The 18,186-nt window shown below is 59.8% G+C and carries 15 protein-coding genes and 1 pseudogene; 6 read left to right on the top strand and 10 right to left on the bottom strand.

Going from position 1 to position 18,186, the window contains the following annotated elements; translation table 11 throughout:
- The first annotated feature begins 1 nt into the window (after window position 1).
- From dapA to F3J14_RS07800, 5 genes are all read left to right on the top strand, one after another.
- Complete coding sequence (gene dapA / locus F3J14_RS07820) at window positions 2-895, top strand: 4-hydroxy-tetrahydrodipicolinate synthase (protein ID WP_166722486.1); 894 nt, start codon at window positions 2-4, stop codon at window positions 893-895.
- An 18-nt stretch (window positions 896-913) separates the two neighbouring features.
- Window positions 914-2,392, top strand: a complete 1,479-nt coding sequence (locus tag F3J14_RS07815) for an NAD-dependent succinate-semialdehyde dehydrogenase (protein WP_166722485.1) — start codon at window positions 914-916, stop codon at window positions 2,390-2,392.
- Window positions 2,393-2,418: 26 nt separating this feature from the next.
- Window positions 2,419-2,967: a carboxymuconolactone decarboxylase family protein gene (locus F3J14_RS07810; RefSeq protein ID WP_166722484.1), complete on the top strand. Its 549-nt coding sequence runs from the start codon at window positions 2,419-2,421 to the stop codon at window positions 2,965-2,967.
- Window positions 2,968-2,974: 7 nt separating this feature from the next.
- Complete coding sequence (locus F3J14_RS07805) at window positions 2,975-3,958, top strand: ornithine cyclodeaminase family protein (protein WP_166722483.1); 984 nt, start codon at window positions 2,975-2,977, stop codon at window positions 3,956-3,958.
- A gap of 188 nt (window positions 3,959-4,146) precedes the next feature.
- Window positions 4,147-5,460 (top strand): MFS transporter, encoded by a 1,314-nt coding sequence (locus F3J14_RS07800; RefSeq protein WP_348771962.1) that lies wholly within the window; start codon window positions 4,147-4,149, stop codon window positions 5,458-5,460.
- 279 nt (window positions 5,461-5,739) lie between these two features.
- Here the strand turns inward: F3J14_RS07800 and F3J14_RS07795 are convergent, their stop codons facing one another.
- From F3J14_RS07795 to F3J14_RS07765, 7 genes are all read right to left on the bottom strand, one after another.
- Complete coding sequence (locus F3J14_RS07795) at window positions 5,740-7,074, bottom strand: MFS transporter (protein ID WP_166722482.1); 1,335 nt, start codon at window positions 7,072-7,074, stop codon at window positions 5,740-5,742.
- A gap of 98 nt (window positions 7,075-7,172) precedes the next feature.
- Window positions 7,173-8,351 (bottom strand): porin, encoded by a 1,179-nt coding sequence (locus F3J14_RS07790; protein ID WP_166722481.1) that lies wholly within the window; start codon window positions 8,349-8,351, stop codon window positions 7,173-7,175.
- 181 nt (window positions 8,352-8,532) lie between these two features.
- Window positions 8,533-9,720, bottom strand: a complete 1,188-nt coding sequence (locus tag F3J14_RS07785) for an outer membrane protein transport protein (protein WP_166722480.1) — start codon at window positions 9,718-9,720, stop codon at window positions 8,533-8,535.
- A gap of 321 nt (window positions 9,721-10,041) precedes the next feature.
- Window positions 10,042-10,809: a glucose 1-dehydrogenase gene (locus tag F3J14_RS07780; protein ID WP_166722479.1), complete on the bottom strand. Its 768-nt coding sequence runs from the start codon at window positions 10,807-10,809 to the stop codon at window positions 10,042-10,044.
- A gap of 17 nt (window positions 10,810-10,826) precedes the next feature.
- Entirely contained in the window at window positions 10,827-11,207 is a 381-nt protein-coding gene (locus tag F3J14_RS07775) for a nuclear transport factor 2 family protein (RefSeq protein WP_166722478.1), read from the bottom strand.
- Window positions 11,208-11,290: 83 nt separating this feature from the next.
- The gene (locus F3J14_RS07770) at window positions 11,291-12,244 is read right to left on the bottom strand and encodes a 3-keto-5-aminohexanoate cleavage protein (protein WP_166722477.1); all 954 of its coding nucleotides are present in this window, start codon (window positions 12,242-12,244) and stop codon (window positions 11,291-11,293) included.
- A 137-nt stretch (window positions 12,245-12,381) separates the two neighbouring features.
- Window positions 12,382-13,425, bottom strand: a complete 1,044-nt coding sequence (locus F3J14_RS07765; protein WP_166722476.1) for a homogentisate 1,2-dioxygenase — start codon at window positions 13,423-13,425, stop codon at window positions 12,382-12,384.
- 992 nt (window positions 13,426-14,417) lie between these two features.
- Between F3J14_RS07765 and F3J14_RS07760 the strand changes: the two genes are divergently transcribed.
- The gene (locus F3J14_RS07760; protein ID WP_166722475.1) at window positions 14,418-15,305 is read left to right on the top strand and encodes an IclR family transcriptional regulator; all 888 of its coding nucleotides are present in this window, start codon (window positions 14,418-14,420) and stop codon (window positions 15,303-15,305) included.
- A 250-nt stretch (window positions 15,306-15,555) separates the two neighbouring features.
- Here F3J14_RS07760 and F3J14_RS07755 read toward each other — a convergent pair.
- From F3J14_RS07755 to F3J14_RS07745, 3 genes and pseudogenes are all read right to left on the bottom strand, one after another.
- Window positions 15,556-15,759, bottom strand: a pseudogene (locus F3J14_RS07755) (transposase); the annotation flags it as partial.
- A 79-nt stretch (window positions 15,760-15,838) separates the two neighbouring features.
- Complete coding sequence (locus F3J14_RS07750) at window positions 15,839-16,810, bottom strand: PDR/VanB family oxidoreductase (RefSeq protein WP_166722474.1); 972 nt, start codon at window positions 16,808-16,810, stop codon at window positions 15,839-15,841.
- Between the two features lie 22 nt (window positions 16,811-16,832).
- Window positions 16,833-18,179 carry an SLC13 family permease gene (locus F3J14_RS07745; RefSeq protein WP_166722473.1) on the bottom strand — a complete coding sequence of 449 codons (1,347 nt, stop codon included), beginning with the start codon at window positions 18,177-18,179 and terminating at the stop codon, window positions 16,833-16,835.
- Window positions 18,180-18,186: the final 7 nt, after the last annotated feature.

Genomic DNA, 18,186 nt, shown 5'->3' with positions numbered 1-18,186 from the left:
AATGAACAAGCTTTCTTCACTGCGCGGTTCGGTGACCCCGATCGTCACGCCTTTCCGCAACGGCGAGGTCGACTACGACACGTACGCTCGACTCGTCGACTGGCAGATCGCCAACGGCGGCCACGGTGTGCTCGTCAATGGCACAACAGCCGAACCCAGCACGCTGACGACCGCTGAACGCAATCGCCTCGTGGATGCGGCGATCGAAGCTGCGGCCGGCCGCGTACCGGTGATCGCGGCAACCGGCTCCCAATCGCTCAAAGAAACGCTCGAGCTGACTTCCCATGCGGACAAAGCCGGCGTCGACGGGCTGCTGGTCGTCACGCCCTACTACATCAAGCCGCCGCAACGGGGGCTGGTCGAGTACTACGCTCAAATCGGCGACTGCACCGAACGGCCGCTGATGATTTACCACATCCCGGGCCGCGCGGCGGTAAGTATGGATCTGGCGACCGTCAAGGCAATCCGGGACCGCGTGCCGAATCTCGTCGGCATGAAGCATGCCGTCAACGACATGGGTTTCGTTACTCATATGCTCGACGCGTTCGGCCCTGATTGGCGTGTGTTCGTCGGTCTCGAGGAACTGAGCTTCCCGATGCTCGCGGTCGGTGCATGCGGGTTGATGAATGCAGTCGGCAACCTCGCACCGCGCAAAGTCGCCGATCTTTGCGAGGCAGTCGACCGAGGCGATCTTGCGGCGGGGCGAAAGCTGCACTTTGACCTGTTCGAGCTGAATCTGTCCGTGTTCTCTGACACCAATCCGATTCCGATCAAGTACATGATGAAGCGCCTCGGCCTGCTGCCGACCAACGAACACCGGCTGCCGATGGTGCCCGCGACACCGGACCTCGAAAAGCGCCTCGACCACGTGCTTGAACGTGCTGGTCTGCTCTGAAGACGCGGAGTCACGAACATGCCAACACACAAGCCGGCGGCTCCAGCCCTCGCGCGTCCCGATCTGCTGAGGCAAGCCGCTTATGTCGGCGGCACGTGGATCGACGCCGACGCTGCTGCAGCAATCGACGTTCGCAACCCAGCCACGGGGACAGTTGTCGGACGTGTTCCTGACCTGGGCATCGAGATTGTGCGAAATGCGGTCGATCAGGCTGCAACCGCGCTGGAGTCGTGGCGAAGGACCACGGCGAAATACCGGTCGCAACTGCTGCGCGCATGGCACGACAAGGTCATTACGCACCTCGAGGATATCGCGCTGATCCTGACATCGGAGCAGGGCAAGACACTCGCGGAATCGCGCGGAGAGATCCGCTATGCCGCATCGTTCATCGAGTGGTTCGCAGAGGAGGCAAAGCGTATCAACGGTGACGTAATTCCGGCCCCGGTGGACGGCCATCGCATTCTCGTCGTCAAGCAGCCGGTCGGCGTCTGTGCAGCTATTACGCCCTGGAACTTCCCTGCGGCCATGATCACGCGCAAGGTCGGTCCGGCGCTCGCAGCAGGCTGCACGATCGTTCTGAAGCCGGCAAGCGCCACCCCGTTCACGGCGCTGGCACTCGCCGTCCTCGCCGAGGAAGCCGGCATTCCCGCCGGCGTGATCAACGTGGTCACCGGTAGTGCGCGCCGCATCGGCGACGAACTCTGCCGCAATCCCGTCGTGCGCAAGCTGACGTTCACCGGCTCAACCGAGGTCGGCCGAGAACTGATGTCCAAGTCGGCGGAGACGATCAAGAAGGTATCGATGGAACTGGGCGGCAACGCACCCTTTCTCGTATTCGACGATGCCGATATCCCGAAGGCCGTTGCAGCCGCGATCTTCTCGAAGTTTCGCAACGCCGGCCAGACATGTGTGTGCACCAATCGCATGTTGGTTCAAGACGGGGTGTACGACGCATTCTGCGAGGAATTCGAGCGTGCGGTCGTGCAGTTGCGCGTCGGCCCGGGAACGGCAGATGGCATCGATCAGGGTCCGCTGATCAATTCCGATGCCATCGTCCATCTCGGCGCATTGATCGACGATGCAAATACACGGGGTGCAACCGTAACCGTCGGCGGAAAAACCCACTCCCTTGGCGGCAACTTCTTCGAGCCGACCGTTGTTCGCAACGTCACGCCTGACATGCGGTTGTTTCGCGAAGAAGCGTTCGGCCCCATTGCCCCGATCGTTCGATTCACTACTGAGGAAGAAGGCATCGCGCTCGCCAACGATACTGAGTATGGCCTCGCGAGCTATTTCTTTGCATCGCGCATGGACCGGATCATCCGCGTATTCGAAGCTTTGGAAACCGGCATGGTCGGCATCAACACCGGTGCGATTTCGTCGGAAGTCGTTCCGTTCGGTGGAGTCAAGGCGTCCGGCGTCGGACGTGAGGGTTCCGTGTACGGAATCGACGACTACCTCGAAATCAAGGCCGGTGTGCTCGCCGGTGCGTTCTGACGATCGTCTGTCACAAGGAGACAACGATGAGTAACCACATTCCCCGGCTCGAAATGGAGTCGCTGCGCCCCGATCTGGCGGCCTATCTGGAACCACGCGTGAACCGCCTCGGCTACCTGGGCGAACTGTTCAAATGTGCCGGCAATGCGCCTGAAGTGATCCTTCAGTTCATGCATTTCACAGACGCTCTGAAGGAAGCGCTTCCGGATCGACTGACTGAACTGGGCGCGTTGACGGTCGCAAGCTTCATGGAAAACCGCTACGAACGTCATCAGCACGAGCGGCTGTGCGTAAAGCTCGGCTTCTCTCGCGAATGGATCGCGGAAATCGAACGACTCGATCCCAAGTCGGCGGCGTCGTTGTCGGATGTCGAGCAAGCAGCACAGATCTATGCGATCGCTGCACTCAATGCCAGTGGCATCGGCGTCCAGGAGGAATTCGGAGCCTTTGCCAGCCTCGTTACGCCGTCGGAGGCGGTGGCCTTTGCAATGTTGATCGGGCGCTACGTTACCCATGCGCTCGTGGTCAATACGCTGCAACTGGCGCCACCTGTTCCTTCAATCTTCGAGGAGTAAGCACGCGATGACTTCGCCAATCTGGATTCCCGAGCAGGACGTCGTCGCTCTGATGAGCCTCCCGGATGCGATTGGAGCACTCGAACGCGGCCTTGCGATGCAGGCAAGTGGTGGTGCCAAGAACATGGTTAAAACGCATGTCGCCTGGGGAGAAAACAATCTGCATGCGATTGGCGCGGCGTTTCCCGACAGCGGTATCGTGGGAACGAAGACCTGGGCGCACACCACCGGCGGCGCCTGTCCGCTCTTGACTCTGTTCGACGCCGCTACCGGTCAGTTGAAAGCGATCATCGAAGCATTCGCGTTGGGGCAGATGCGTACCGGAGGTATTTCTGGCGTTGCGACACGCTGGCTGTCGCGACCCGACGCGGACATCCTGGCACTGATCGGAACTGGCAAGCAAGCACTGGCGCAACTCGCGGCGGTAGCAGCGGTTCGTCCGCTACGTCTCGTGCGGGTGTTCAGCCCGACACCGGAGAAACGTCGCGCCTTCGTCGCGCGTGCGCGCGAATCGTTCGACATCGAAATCGTTGAAGCAGGATCGGTCGACGAAGCCGTGCGCGACGCGCCGATCATCACGACTGTCACACGGGCAAAGCAACCGTTCCTGTCAGCGCCGCAGATCGCACGCGGGGCTCACGTGAATGCCGTCGGTGCGATCACCGAAGAGCGGATCGAACTCGCGAGCGACGTATTCTCACGGTGCACCCGCGCAGTCGTCGACGACCTGCCTGGTGCGCAAAAGCTTTCGACGGAATTCACCCGTGCATATGGAGATACGGGACGCTGGGCGGATGATGTCACTTCGCTAAGTGACGTGGTCGCAAACAATCGCGGGCGAGACGCCGGCGACGATATCACCGTGTTCAAGGCAATGGGCATGGGGGTGTCCGACGTTGCACTGGGTAAGGAGATTTTCGAACTCGCGACGCGTGCAGGTCTCGGGATACCAATGCCGACCCCCGTTCGAAAGGCACCGCGTCTCGCGTAGCGCACCGGCGATGACCGCGGCATCTCATGCCTGATATGTCGCGATCATCCAAACATCCAAGACAAGAAGAGATATCAGAGGAAGGAGACCACGCGTGAACACGCATACAGATACCGGCCACGCAAACGATTGCACCTGGACCGCCGACAGCCCCGCTTCGACGGCACCTGAAGCAAGTTCGTCAGGCGGTGTTGATCTGTTGGCTGAACTGGGCATGGCGCCCACTTGGTCGCTTCCACATCCGGCTCGGACTACTGATCTCTCTGATTCTACTGTTCGACGGCTACGATCTCTATAACGCCGCCTATATCGTTCACGACGTCGCTGCGTCCTGGCAGCTCACGCGTACCGATATGGGTTTTCTGCTGTCGAGCGGCCTGGCCGGCTTTGCCATCGGCTCGACCGCTTCCGGCTTTCTTTCGGATCGGTTCGGCCGACGGACAGTTTTGCTTCTTGGTTGTTGGGCATCGGGTGTGATGAGTCTCGCGATTGCACTGACCGCACACAATCTGGCTTCGTACATTCCGTTGCGAATCACCATGGGAATCGCACTCGGTCTTCTGATGCCAGTCGCGGTCACTTACGTAAACGAGGTCACTCCGACACGCGTCGCGAATCTGTTTACGACATGGTTCTTTTCTCTCGGCTGGCTTGCAGGCGCATCATCGGCAGGATTCATCGCTGCCTGGCTGCTGCCGCATTACGGGTGGCAATGTCTGTACTACGTCGGCGCGCTGATGCTGCCTGTCTCCGTGATTTTTCATCTGCTGCCCGAATCTCCGCACTTCCTAGCCAGTCGTTCCCGATGGGATGAATTGAAGACGTTGTTGTCGAAGATCCGGCCGGAGCACGCATCTCGCTATGCTTCATTAAACCCGATACCCCCCGCCGCTTCGCCACGTCGGTCGCTTTCATTGTCGCTACTGCTCTCAAGTGAGTACCTTCCGCGATCCATCTGTTACTGGTTCGCGGGCGCGTTCAGCCTGTTCTCCGCTTACGGGTTGTCCGCCTGGCTACCCACGATCATGTTGCAACGGGGGGAAAATCTGTCAGCGAGTTTTGCATACGGCTCGTTGCTAGCCGCAGCTGCCGCGGTGGGAGGTCTGATCACCGCAGTCATTGCCGACGCACTCCGCGATCGTCGCAGCGTCATCTCGGTCAGCTATGTGCTCGGCGCTATTGCGATTGTCGCGTTAGCCAATGTCAAAGGTCATCTATGGCTTGGCGCCGCGGTCGCTTCGGCGGGGATGTTTGTTGTCGGCTCGCAGATCATGCTCAACAATATCGTCGCTACTTCCTATCCGACCGAGATGCGCGGCACCGCGGTCGGTGTCTTTCTTGGCGTATCGAGACTCGGTGCAATGCTGGGACCGTCTGTCGCGGGAATGATTCAACAGTGGTCGGGCGGGTACGACGTAATGTTCGTCACTGTCGGTGGGACGATTCTAGCGACCGCCGCTTTGGTGTTCGGGGCTGCCCCTGGAACCTCGAAATCGCGGTGAGCGCTGCAGCAGTATCAGTTCGTTTCACGTCGCAGGATTCAAAGAACTGGATCCATACATGATCGAAATGCCGGCCCGGAACCCAGTTCGGGGCGGCATTCTCCATTTCAATCGCCTCCTACAGCCGCGGACGCCACTCGACAACGCTTCATGCAAACTCGATCGCAGCGGAGGCAAACATGGCACAACGCCTTTCCACCCTCGTTGTGATGTCTGAACGGAGCAAGAGCAATTGGTTTGCCGCGCACCGTCCTGTACTCAATCATGCAACGCCGACAATCACTTGCTCATTACGGGCGCAGTCGCTGGGTGCCTGGTACGGTTCAACGCGAGCAACGCAATGGAAGCGATCAGCGCCGGAAGCGCCATCAGCGAGAAGATTTGTGCTGTGGACAGGTGCAAGCTAAGCATGATGCCACCCACGATGGATCCGATGAAAGCGCCCACCCGACCGATCGCCGATGCCCAACTGACTCCGGTCGCTCTCGCCGGCGTCGGGTAACACGACGCCACCAACGACGGAATAATGCTCTGCGCCCCACCCACCGATAACCCGAAGCAGACGATGAGTGTAGTCAGTGTAGTCGCGTCATTCGACATCCCGACCAGCCAGACGAAGACCGCGCCTGCTGCATAGGCAGTGCCCAGTACAGTCTCTCCGCGAATCTTGTCCATCGCGAAGCCAAGCATCAGCATGCCGGCCGCACCTGCCAGGAGGAAGATCGACGATACTGTGGCCGCGCGCTGGGTAGCCATCCCTGCACTGCTGAGAATCAGCGGCAACCAACTGCTCATCAGATAGAACAGGAAGAGGCTACAGCAATACGTAACCCAAATCAGCACCGTCGTCGCGATCAGATCTTTCCGGAAAAGCGATGCGACCGTCATGCGCTTGGAAGCGGCGGTATCGACATCACGGTGAATCAACCTCCCCGTGAAGCCCGGAACAATTCGCTCGACGACTGCCCGAATCCGCGATTCGTCGACACCCTTGACGACGAGATAGCGCAGCGATTCCGGCAGAAACGCAATCAGCAGTACGCACAGCAATATGGGCAACGTGGCACCGAGAATCATGACGCCGCGCCAGCCAAAGTGCGAAATCAGATGAGCAACAACCTGACCGGACGCCGCCCCGCCAAGCGTGAAGCCGATGCCCGCCCAAGCCGTCATCCGTGCGCGCATGTTGGTCGGAGCAAATTCGGCCAGGTGCGTCAGCGCGATCGGCATCGCGCCACCTAAACCGACACCTGTCAAAAAACGAAGGGCGATCATTGTCCTGACGTTATCGACGAATGCTGCGCCAAGCGTCGTCACACCGAAAAATGCGACGGTGGCAACAATTACCGGCTTGCGTCCATATCGATCCGCCAATGGTCCGCAAATCAATCCGCCCACCAGCAGGCCCACCATGCCAAATCCGAATATCGGCGCAAGATCAGCCGCCGATAACCCCCACTCCGACTTGATCGCCGGAGCCAGAAACCCGATCACGGTCGCATCGAAACCGTCCACCAGGCAGAACACAAAGATGAGCGCCACCACCGTCCATTGCAAGCGACAGCCTTTCTGGGCGTCCAGGAACTCCCGAACATCAATTGTTTCGCTATTCATGTCTTCCTCATTTCACAGCTGAGTCTGCTCCGCGCGGCCGTCAATGCCATAGCGACCGCAGATCAATACCTCGTGCATACCGTGCGTCATAGCGCGCTTCAGAACCGATGTCGAATCCCGATTTGCGCTGCAGCCTGACGGTTCGACGACGAGGGGGACACAAATGCCATCGCTGCCACCGCAGATTTACCCGTCGAGTCCATACCGTTTGCGGATTGCGCAGCGAAGACCGCGTATAGCGAAGTCCGCTTCGACAGCGAGTAGTTGAGCCCCAGATTTAATTGCCGGTATCGGGCACCACTGATCCCGCCGACCGAGCCGACAGTGGTGTAGTGGAATGCGATTCCCGCCAGCAGGAAAGGAGTCACGTTGATCGCATATCGCACCTCGGCATTTTGCAATCTCGCGTTACCACTCAGGCTCGGACTACCCATGACATGGAAGGCTCCGAGATCATCGAAGCGCGTGTACGAATACGACGCGCCTACCGTACTCGAGCCGATCGTGTAGTTCGCACCCGCGGCGAGGGTCTCTTGTCTATTCGCTGTAGCGAATCCACTGATCGCCGGCGAGGCACTCATTCCATTCGTGAAGCTCGTAGTCGCCCCCGGGACGGTCGAGCCGCCGTAGGAGACTGTATTCGGACTATTCACATTGAAGTAGCCCACTCCGATACTCAGCGGCCCCTTCGTGTAGTCCGCGCCGACAGTCCAGATGCTGCCGTGCGAGAAAGCGCCGGGAGTGCCACCGAGGCTGTAGGCGGCACCGAAAGACAAACCGTTGAACATCGGGCTCGAATATTTGACCGAGTTATCCATTCGACGACTGTTACACAAATTGTCGACGTCACCTGGGTGGCAGGCAAACGCGCCACCCCATATTTCAGAAGTCATGCCCAGATAAGCGAGGTGATCCACAACCATGTCGTACTGCCGACCGAAGGTCAGTTTTCCATAAGGATTCGCCAAGCCGACATAGGCCATCCGACCGAACTCGCGCCCTCCCTGCAATGCTGCGCCACTGGATCCGTCGAAGCCGTTCTCGAGGACGAAGATCGCCTGGGCGCCACCGCCGAGATCCTCCGCTCCACGCATGCCCCATCTCGACCCGGACAACCACCCGCTCGACGATTGGTAGAGATGTCCACCATGGACATTCGTCGCCGCCAGCACGCCTTGGTCAAAGACGCCATACAAGGTTACCGAGCTCTGCGCATGCACAGTACCGATGGTCCCCGCGAGGCTAATTGCGAGACTCCATTTACGACCATTCTTCATCTCCGCTCCTGTTCGCGTCGACATCGGACGCCGCAGTGACGTCGCCCGTGTCCGCTGCAAATTTTTTTATCGATTCACAAACGCAGATTCGACCGAGTCACGTTGTCACCTCAAAGAAAAAGGCACGACCTCGCTTACGGTGTGTCATTCGTGCATTGGTCGTTTCGAGATTCGTCTGCCGTCAGAATTTCCTTGTATAAGTGAACGCGACGAAGTTGTTCTGACCAAATGAGTTGGTTCTGGCACTGAGACCCGTCCCGTTCACTTGTACACGCGGCGAAATTGCGTACGCAAACGACAGTTCCGACTGTTTGCTCATGCGGTAACTCGCACCAACCGTGTAGGTACGCTTGAGTGTCACGGGAACAAGGAACGTGAACGCCGTATTGGCCGGTGTCACGGGCTGATTCGTGATCTCGAAGCCTCCCCGCAGCGTCAACTTGTCGGTCACGTCGTACTGCACGCCAAAGCGGTAAGCGTTGATATTGGTCAAGCCGAATCCCGCGCCGTTCGCAGCACCGAGCGGAGCAGAGAAAGTGACTGGATTGCCGAGCACGTGCGTGCCACCATAGTTGAAACGGATCCAGTCGAATCCGAGCAGCCACTTCGGCGTCGGACGAAAGACGATGCCGATACCGTACTGTTCCGGTTCTTCGAACCGTCCTCCGTCGGCGAAGATGTGTTTGTATTTGTGCCAGGGTGTGTACCGGATCTTTGACGCGTAGAACGCCCCCATCGACAGCTGGGATGTGATCTGGCTCATCCAGCCGATCTTGAAGCCGTATCCAGGCGTCCAGTTACGACCCTGGTTCGACTGCCCGGTTTGAGCCTCGATCCCCTCGACGTCGATGGTCGACAGTGCCCCGACCACGGACAGCGCAATTGCATGGTTCCTTTCCGCACCGAAGCGATACGCAACGGTCGGTGCCACGTGCATGAAGATGCCCTGTGCAAACGTGTTCGAATTTCCCGGAATGCCGCGGTACGGTGCTCGATAACTCATCGCCGCGCCCGATGCCCAGGACGTCACCCCGAATACGAGCGACGGAGACAATGACTTCACATAACCGAACTCGGGCATCGGCGTGATGCCTGTCCGCGCTTTGTACGTCGTGCCATTGTCTTGTGCGCCTCCGTGGATGACGAACAGACCGCCACCGATTTCCAGCCGATCACCGGTAAACGCAATGCCTGCCGGGTTCTCTGCCGGCGCCAGGGCCGACTCTCCGGTTGCGATGCCCACGCCCCCCATCCCTTGCTCACGCGTGCCGTAGCCGGTCGAATAGATGCCGGTGCTTGCGACACACACATTCGCCATGCTGGCTGAAAGTGCCAAGGCTAGCGAAATGACTCTACGCTGTTCCATCATGTCTCCATTACCTTATTCGCGGCTTGATCCACCTCGCGAAACACCGCGCTTCTGGATTACTTTGTTGTTTTACTTTGTCTGCTTCGAATCAATCCAACCATGATAATAACTATGCAATCCTTACTATATCTTCGGATAAATTCCCCTTGCTATTAATATGGCACGACGATCAACTATGGTCCTCCGGCCATCCTACGGCGATGCGGGTTGAATGCTATTGATCACCATGCCGTCATGCCACCGTCTACCCGGATGTCAGTTCCAGTAATGCATCCGCGTCTGATTGGTTTCGCTCGTCCAGTGATAACGCACCAGCATGCTTTACATAGCGAGGAAGCCACCGTCCACGGCCAATTCCGCTCCAGTAACGAACGAAGCTCGATCCGAAAGCAGCCACACTGCGGCCTCCGCAATTTCTTCCGGCGAGCCGAGGCGATTCATTGCGTGGCGTGCTTCCAGCCGCGGCAACAAATCGGCGAACTCCGGGTGCGTGGAGAGCGATTCGACCATCGGTGTCCGAGTGACGCCGGGAAGGACCGCATTCACGCGTATCCCGTGCGTTCCGTAGTCAATAGCTGCACCCTTTGTCATCGCGAGCACGCCTCCTTTCGAGCCGCAATACTCGGCCGCCCGAGATACGGCAACGCGCCCCAACGAAGACGACACGTTGACGATCGAACCTCCTGCGGATTGCAACATGGCGCGAATCTCATGCTTCATGCAGAAGAACACGCCGTCGTAATTGACACGTTGAACTCGACGCCAACGGTCTTCAGTGAGCTCGTGCAGGAGAAGGTTTGTCTGCGCGAGACCAGCGTTGTTGAAAGCGCCATCGAGCCGGCCGAACGCTTCGATTGCCGATAGCACCATCACTTCGACCTGAGTCTCGTCAGCGACATCCGTCTGAACAAACATTGCACTGCCACTGAGCTCAGTAATCGCCGAGACCGTATCGCGCCCCTCTCCAACACTAATATCGGCCACCGTTACCGATGCCCCCGCAGTCGCACACTTGAGTGCTGCAGCGCGTCCTATTCCGGTTCCGCCACCGGTAACGATGATCGACTTGCCTTCCAGATCTCGCTGCATCTCGGACCTCCCGTGTATCAATTCGCGAACAGCGGCGAGACGTCGACGTAAATAAGGTATTCAGCAACCAGTTGATCGTGCATACGCCAGGCCGTCATTGCAGGAACGGTCAGCTTCGTCTGATCCTTGCGCGTATAGGTCACGTTCATTCGCGAGATGATCATGTCATCGCACTGCCACACTTCGACCAGGTTGTGCTTGATACTCGCGATGAGCGTCATGAAACCTGCCACGTAAGACGCCGCCTCCTTGCGCCCGACAACCGGCTCGCTATTGGCGTACACAAACCTGCAGTCTTCAGTCAGAAAGCTCGCAAACCGCTGCTCATCCATCGAGTCGCACGCCTCATACAGGGATGTTGCGAATTCGAATGCGGTCGTTGCCGTATCGGTAACCATGAATGTCTCCTGAAATTATTGAATTGCTGTTGTCTCGACGTCGCGGATTGACCGCACAATGTCACCCCGCGACGTCCGTGAAGTTAGGCCTTCGCAGGCTTGCCGATCAGCGCCCGATACTCGTTCGCGCTCGCCGGCGTGCGTCCGAGCATTCCTGCGATATCTTTCGCCATCTGGAACATCTCCAGGTTGTCTTTCAGGCGCTCGTCGCTGTTCGGGTACTTCCACGGGGTATCTTCCGTACCGACCCGGATGTGCAAGCCCAGCATCGTTGCCAGCGTCGTCATGTACAGGCTGGCGCGCCCGGCCGCGCATACACTGATGACGGAAGTCGGATCGATCTGACGGATCTGGTCAACCATCAGGAACATGTGACGCGTCATGTCCTGCGTATTGCTGACCCAGGTACCGGACACCAGCGTGCGGCCGACATTGAACGGGAGGCCATAAAGAATCAGCCAGTTGTACGGCTTGGTCAGGATCCCGGTATCGATGAATCGGCGCTTCGCGAGCTCGATTTCACCCGAGCTGTGTACCGCGAGCTCCGGCTTCACGCCTGCATCTTCGAGCGCCTGCACCGCCGGCACCGCAAACGCTTCCGGGTGACCGGGAGCGCACGGTGCCACTTCTGCAAGACCTTCCCTCGCGGGGCTCACGCAGACGTCGAAACTCGTACCGTTCAGCACGTTGAGATTCGACACGAAAGCGTTGCCGAAGCGCGCGCGCAGCGGCTCCAGAACCGCCGAGTAGGCCTCGACCGGCGGAAGATCGCGATCGAGACGGCGCCCCTTGTCATCGGTCACCCACGTGAAATCGATGTGAATACCACATGCGCCCGCTTCGATCACCCGCGACGCTTCGTCGACGTAGTTCTGGATCGACGTCGGCTTACCGTCATCGAATCGACCGGCGACGGCGACGTTGATCGCGATCTTCGGTGACACGTCCCACTTGGGCTGCGTTTCTGCTTCCGCCACAAAGTGATAGTTTTCCATTTCACGCTTGGCGGCTTCCCACAGCGGCAGTTTCTCGATCATGGTGATGCTCCTTTTCAAGTTTCAATCCAGCATTGAGGACTACGAAGTTATACATAGCCCTCATCGTTAAGCCGATCTACGGCGAATTCAACCCAATCAGATACTGTCTGGCGCGACGATTTGCGTCGCGCCACTACTTATTTGCGTACGCTCGGATGCGGACCGTATTCACCCGTTTCCATCAGTTCCGAAGCCGCGATGGCCTCCGGCGTCCACCTCAATGTTGCGCGGGTTTCCATCAACCAGGCGAGATAGCCTTCCGGAACGTTTTCGGACGGACCGTGATGGACGACCCCCTTCGGCACCCACGTAAGTGTTCCTGGCTCGGTACACCCTCCCCAAGTGCCGGGCCCGCGCACGTAGCAAATCATTTCGTCAAAATCAGCGTTGATGTGAACAGGCGGCCGATTCGTGACTCGTGCACTGAGAGTGAACATCAAGAGCTCGCTGTTTTTGGACGAGAGAAATGCGCTCGGCGGTCCGCCATCCGGCAAATAGGTGAGAACCTGAATTTTCGCAAGGTTGAGCTTCCAGACCGGGACGTTCGCCGATATCCGGCCGCTGACAGCGAGCGGATCATGGGGCAGCGTATACACCGTCTGCTCACCATCCTCGGTCTTCAAGATCAAACGCGTCTTTCCACCCAACGGAATGTCGGTGTTGATCTCGGCGTGCTTCACGTCGCGAGCAAAATTAACCATGCCAAACGGTGCCGGCGGCGTCAGGTTCAGTGCCGAAGGACTTTCAATGATCACGCTGCGCATCGAGCCACCAATCGGAGTGAACCGATAAGCAACTGCGCGCGGAATACAGACAAAGTCGCCCTCTTCCGCAGTCAGAGTGCCAACGTCCGTGTCGAATCTGACCGTTCCCGTCTGAATAAAGTGAATTTCATCGGCCTCGGCATTGCGCACCACGAACGGCATCGCTTCGCGACGCCCAGATACCAGGACGCGCACACCGAGTTTCGATGTCGCCACGACAGAAGGTAGTGCATCGACATCATCTCGATCGCGCGGAATCATGCGCTCCAGAACCGAGCGGCGCGGAGCGTGTGCCCCCTCGACAGAAAGATACTCAGGGCCGTACGCTGGGCGCGCTACAACCGATAGCGGACCAGCAAACCCTTCACGCGTCCAGAGTTGCGGGGCGGGCTTACCGACTTTCGTCTCTTCTGTCATCTCGTATCTCCTTGATCTGTTAATTCGCGCACTTCGTATCTGTTGAGCCGTCTCGCGCTATCGGTGTGCCGATCCAAATCTTCGCCATCTGAATGGCCGTTGGACTGCTTAGTCGATCCCTATCGCGCAGACGCGGCTTTGGATACCGAAGTTGCAATAGCGATGCGCGGCCAATGGCGCGCCCCAACAAAGGGACGGTTCAACAAGGCGGTCGATCCATTCAGATGTCGATAACGTGCGTTGCCAGACAGCCGCGATGGAAAAGCTGGCCGCACCCAAACGGGCGCGAGCGGTTGATTTGCGGAAATGGGGAGCGTGGGAGCGCTATCGAAGCTTGAGGTAGTCGCGCGTCGGTGCAGCAACTTGACGTCCGACGGAATTGGATCAGTGGTATCCCAGCCGCAACGGCGCACGTGCGGCACAGCATCCGCCGTTCCGAGTGCGATGAACGGAAGTTCTCGCATGAACCCATGGGCTGTCGGGGCATCGTTGACTCGCGTGCTCAATGAGTCCGCCACCGACGAATGAGGGTGGCGGTGCGCCAAGCATCGCCAGCCTTGTCTCCTGTACATCTTCGCCTCCTGATCGGGCGCCTTTACTTGTACGTCAGTGTGACCCTGCTATCTGCGCTGAAGCCACACCGTTCGCTCCAGGACTCGAGAGTCGAGAGTGATGTTACACACTCGCTCGAATGTCCACCTGTCAGAAATCATTTTCTGCAAGAAGACATGAAAGGTCAAGAACTTTGGGAAAATGTTTCTGCTATACAGAAATCTAGAGGTGCGCAGAAAATAGGGCTCTATCTCCCGGCGATGCTTTACACGAATGACAGAACGTCGGCCTCTGTATTACGCAAGCGAGTATGCCGTTGATTTTCCATAATTTTTTATCGAATCAGCGCATGAATGCATCGTCTCGTTGACGAACCAGCTGCTCGGCGTATATGTTTCCTGCAACGGGGCGCCGCGCCCTTCGAAACGGATCCTTCCCTTATGTCTGATACCGCCAGCGCAACGCGCAAGCCTCGCAAGGGCGACAAAATTTCTGGTTTGCAGAAAGATTTGCTCGAACAACCTGCTACAGATGGTGAACTAGCCGATGAAGCGGCGACAGCCACGTCGTCTGCTCCTCGCTACATGCTCGAGTCCGTCAATAACGTGCTGCGGCTCCTGCTCATGTTTCGGCACAGCAACCAGATTCGTCTTTCGGATGCCAAGGAAGAACTCGGAGTCGGCCACTCGACAGTGCACCGACTGCTGGCAATGCTTGTCTATCACGGGTTTGTGACCCAAGATCCCGTGTCGCGAATCTATAAACCCGGCAACGCACTTGTCGAGGTCGGCCTCGCAGCAGTGCAGCGGATGGATATCCGGACGATTGCCCGTCCGATACTCGAAGAGCTAGCATCCGAAACCGGAGAAACAGTTCAGTTGGCCCTCCTCGAAGACGGCAACGTCCGCTACATCGACGCTATTGAGAGCAATCAAGCGCTTCGTGTGTCGGTGCCAGTTGGAAACGTCTTCGCTGCTTATGCATCCAGTGTCGGCAAGGCAATGTTGGCGGAGTTGCCGATCGAAGCCGTGCGCGCGCTGTATCCTCGCGACCCCCTTCAATCTTTCACGGGCAACACAATCACCCAACGGCTGGCTCTGGAAGAGGAACTCGACGAAGTGCGTAAGCGGGGATATGCAACCAACTTCGAGGAAAGCCAGTCGGGTGTGTGTTCAGTAGCTACAGCAATTCGCCATCCGACGCGCGGTCCCATTGCGGCATTGGGTATTTCGACGCCAGTTACGCGAATGAATCCGAAGCAAGTCCGGCGCTTGTCAGAGCTTGTGATGGCTGGGGCGGAGCGTGTGGCCCGCAGCGTTGTGAACTAAACTTTTATTGTGGCTTCCGCGAGCGCTACGCGCTCGCGATGCCAGGACTCTTCAGGTGACGGCTTGCTTGCGCGCAATCCCCTTCGAGAAATATCCAAAATCCCGACCCCGCGACGGCGGTGACCCACTGCGGCGCCGCGAGCGCGGCCCGGCCTACCTGCTGCCGGCAGATCAGCGGCACAATCACGTACGCAGCAGTGATCACGCCCATCAGCACACGCGTGCCCGGATACATCACCGACCCCTCGACTTCCATTTCCGTCAGTGGCTTCTGGTGCCGACCGACATCTTTCAGCTTACCGGCCTTCGCCGCGCGTACCCAGTTTGCCAGCGTCTTGATCGGAATCGACAAGCGCCGGGAAGCTTCCGATACCCCAACACCTTCAGTCAACGCCAGTTTGACTGCTTCGTCGCGAAGCTCCTTCGTATAGACCGCTCGTGGAATTCGATTCATCCATGCCTCCGTTTCTCGATTTTACGAAACGTTGGCTTCCATTTTTTCCGACCGGCCTCACTCAGCCCCCCGTGACGGCTCAGAGATCCAGCACCAGCCGTTCGCCGCGGCATCGCGACACGCACGGCATCATGCAATCGTTGCGGGCCTTTTCCGCCGCACTCAGGAACGCGTCCCGATGATCGGGCGTGCCCTTGAGCACGGTCGTCCGGCATGCGCCGCACACGCCCGCCTCGCACGACGTGGCGACCGCGATGCCGTGCTCGTACAGCACATCGGTGATCGACTGCCCCGGCGGCACGAGCAGCGCGCGCTGCGAGCGCGCGAGCTCGATCCGGAACGCGTCGGCCTCGCCGTCGGCAGGCTCCGCGGCTGGCGCGGAAAAATACTCGTGATGAAGCCGCGCATCGCCGAGCGCCGGGCGCGCGATCGCGTCGACGGCCGCCATGAACGGCGCCGGTCCGCAGAAATACAGATGCGAGCGCGAATCCATCGCGCCGACGATCGTCGTGATCGCGTCGCGGGTCGCGTCGGGCGTCAGCCCCGTGTGCACCGTCGCGACGTCCGCGAGGCGCGACGCGAGCGTCGCCCCGTACGCGGCCGCGTCGGCCGAACGCACGAAGTAGTGGAACGCGAGCGGCCGCCCCGCGCGGACCAGGCTATGCGCCATCGCGAGCAACGGCGTCACGCCGATCCCGGCGGCGAGCAGCACGGCCGCGCTGTCGTCTGGCGCGAGCGGGAAGTAATTCAGCGGCGCGCCGATCCGCAGCACGTCGCCTACCCGGATCGCATCGTGCACGTGCGCGGAGCCGCCGCTCGACGCCGGCTCGCGCTTGATCGCGATCTCGTACACGCCGCGCTCGACCGGATCGTTGCACAGCGAATACTTGCGCGTGAGCCCGTCGCGCAGATGCAGGTCGATATGCGCGCCGGCTTCGAACGCCGGCAGGGCGAGACCCGGCGCATCGCTGACGAGCCGCAGCGAAATCACGTCGCACGCGACGCGCTCGCGCGCAATCACGCGCGCGGCAAGCAGATCGTTTTCGATCATTGGATTCACCGTTCAGGAAAACTCACAGCAGCCCGATCAGCCGCCACCACAACGCATTGACCGGGATCACGAACACCACGCCCAGCAGCGCCGTCACGACGCAGTACCGGAGCACCGCACCCCGGTCCAGCTGCGCAAGCGCGTTGCCGAACACGACCGGCGGCGACTGGTACGGCAGGACCGTGGTCGCATAGCCCATCACCTGCGCGAGCAGGCCGGCCTTCAGGTGCAGCCCCTGCGCGAGCAGGCGCGACACGATCGGCACGTATAGCGCCGGTTCCGCATTCGACGTGACCGCGAAGCAGACGACGATCGACAGCGCGGTCAGCGCGAAGTACAAGAGCATCGGGCTGTCGCGCAGCGCGTCGAGCGCGAGCGTGTCCGGCACGCGCATGTCGAGATGGTTGACGAGCGCGGTCAGCCCGATGATCGCCGCGATGAACCACAGCAGGTCCATCTTCAGCGTCGCGGTGAAGCGCTCGAGGTGCGCGGGCGGCGACGTGCCGAAGTAGACGAGCACGAAGCCGAGCCCGACCCAGCCGGGCGCGATGCGATGCACGGCGTCGGTGAACCAGAACGCGAGCGTGATCGCCAGCAGCACGATCGCGTGCCATTCGCGGCGGCCGAGCGCGACGCGCGCCGCCGGTATCTCGACTTCGCCGACCGTATCCGCGAACAGCCACCAGGACGCGAGCACCAGCACCGCGCCGCGCACGATCACGCCGGCCGGAAAGAACAGCAGCAGATACTCGGAGAAGCGCAGATGCATCCCGTGCGACTGCTCGAGAATCCCCGCCATGATCACGTTCGGCAGGTTCGCGGGCAGCACCGCGGCAGCCAGCTCGTACGAGCCGACGATCACGAGCAGCAGGATGCCGCGCCGCCCGTTCGCGTGCGCGCCGAGCTTCACGACGTCGCAGTAGCCGATGGCGATCGGAATCAGGATCGCGATCCGCCCGAACGTCGACGGCATCACGAGCGACAGCAGGAAGCTCAGGATCGCGAATGCGAGCAGCGCCTTCAGATACGAGCCGCCGATCCGGCGCGCGAGCGCGATGCCGATCCGTTCGCTCAGGCCGCTCTCCTTCAGCGCGAAGCCGATCGCCGCGCCGCTGAACACGAGCCAGAACGCGCTCGACCCGAAGCCGGAGAAGATCTCGGCGGTGGGCACCGGCGTGCAGGTCGCCGCGAGGAAGAAAAACAGCAGCGACACCCACAGGCTCGCGACCGCGCCCGTCGCCCACAGCACGATGCAGGTGAACACAATCGCGACGATGCGTGCGTCGCCGGCCGACAGCGTGCCGCGCGCGCCGAGCGCGGCGACGCTCGCGAGCCCCGCCGCGAGCAGCTCGGCAGAGCGGAAGAGCACACGTCTG

Source organism: Burkholderia sp. Tr-862, from assembly GCF_011753085.1.
Taxonomy (GTDB): domain Bacteria; phylum Pseudomonadota; class Gammaproteobacteria; order Burkholderiales; family Burkholderiaceae; genus Burkholderia; species Burkholderia ambifaria.
The sequence above is the reverse complement of the archived record's forward strand: the minus strand, read 5'-3'. Positions and strand labels throughout refer to the sequence as shown.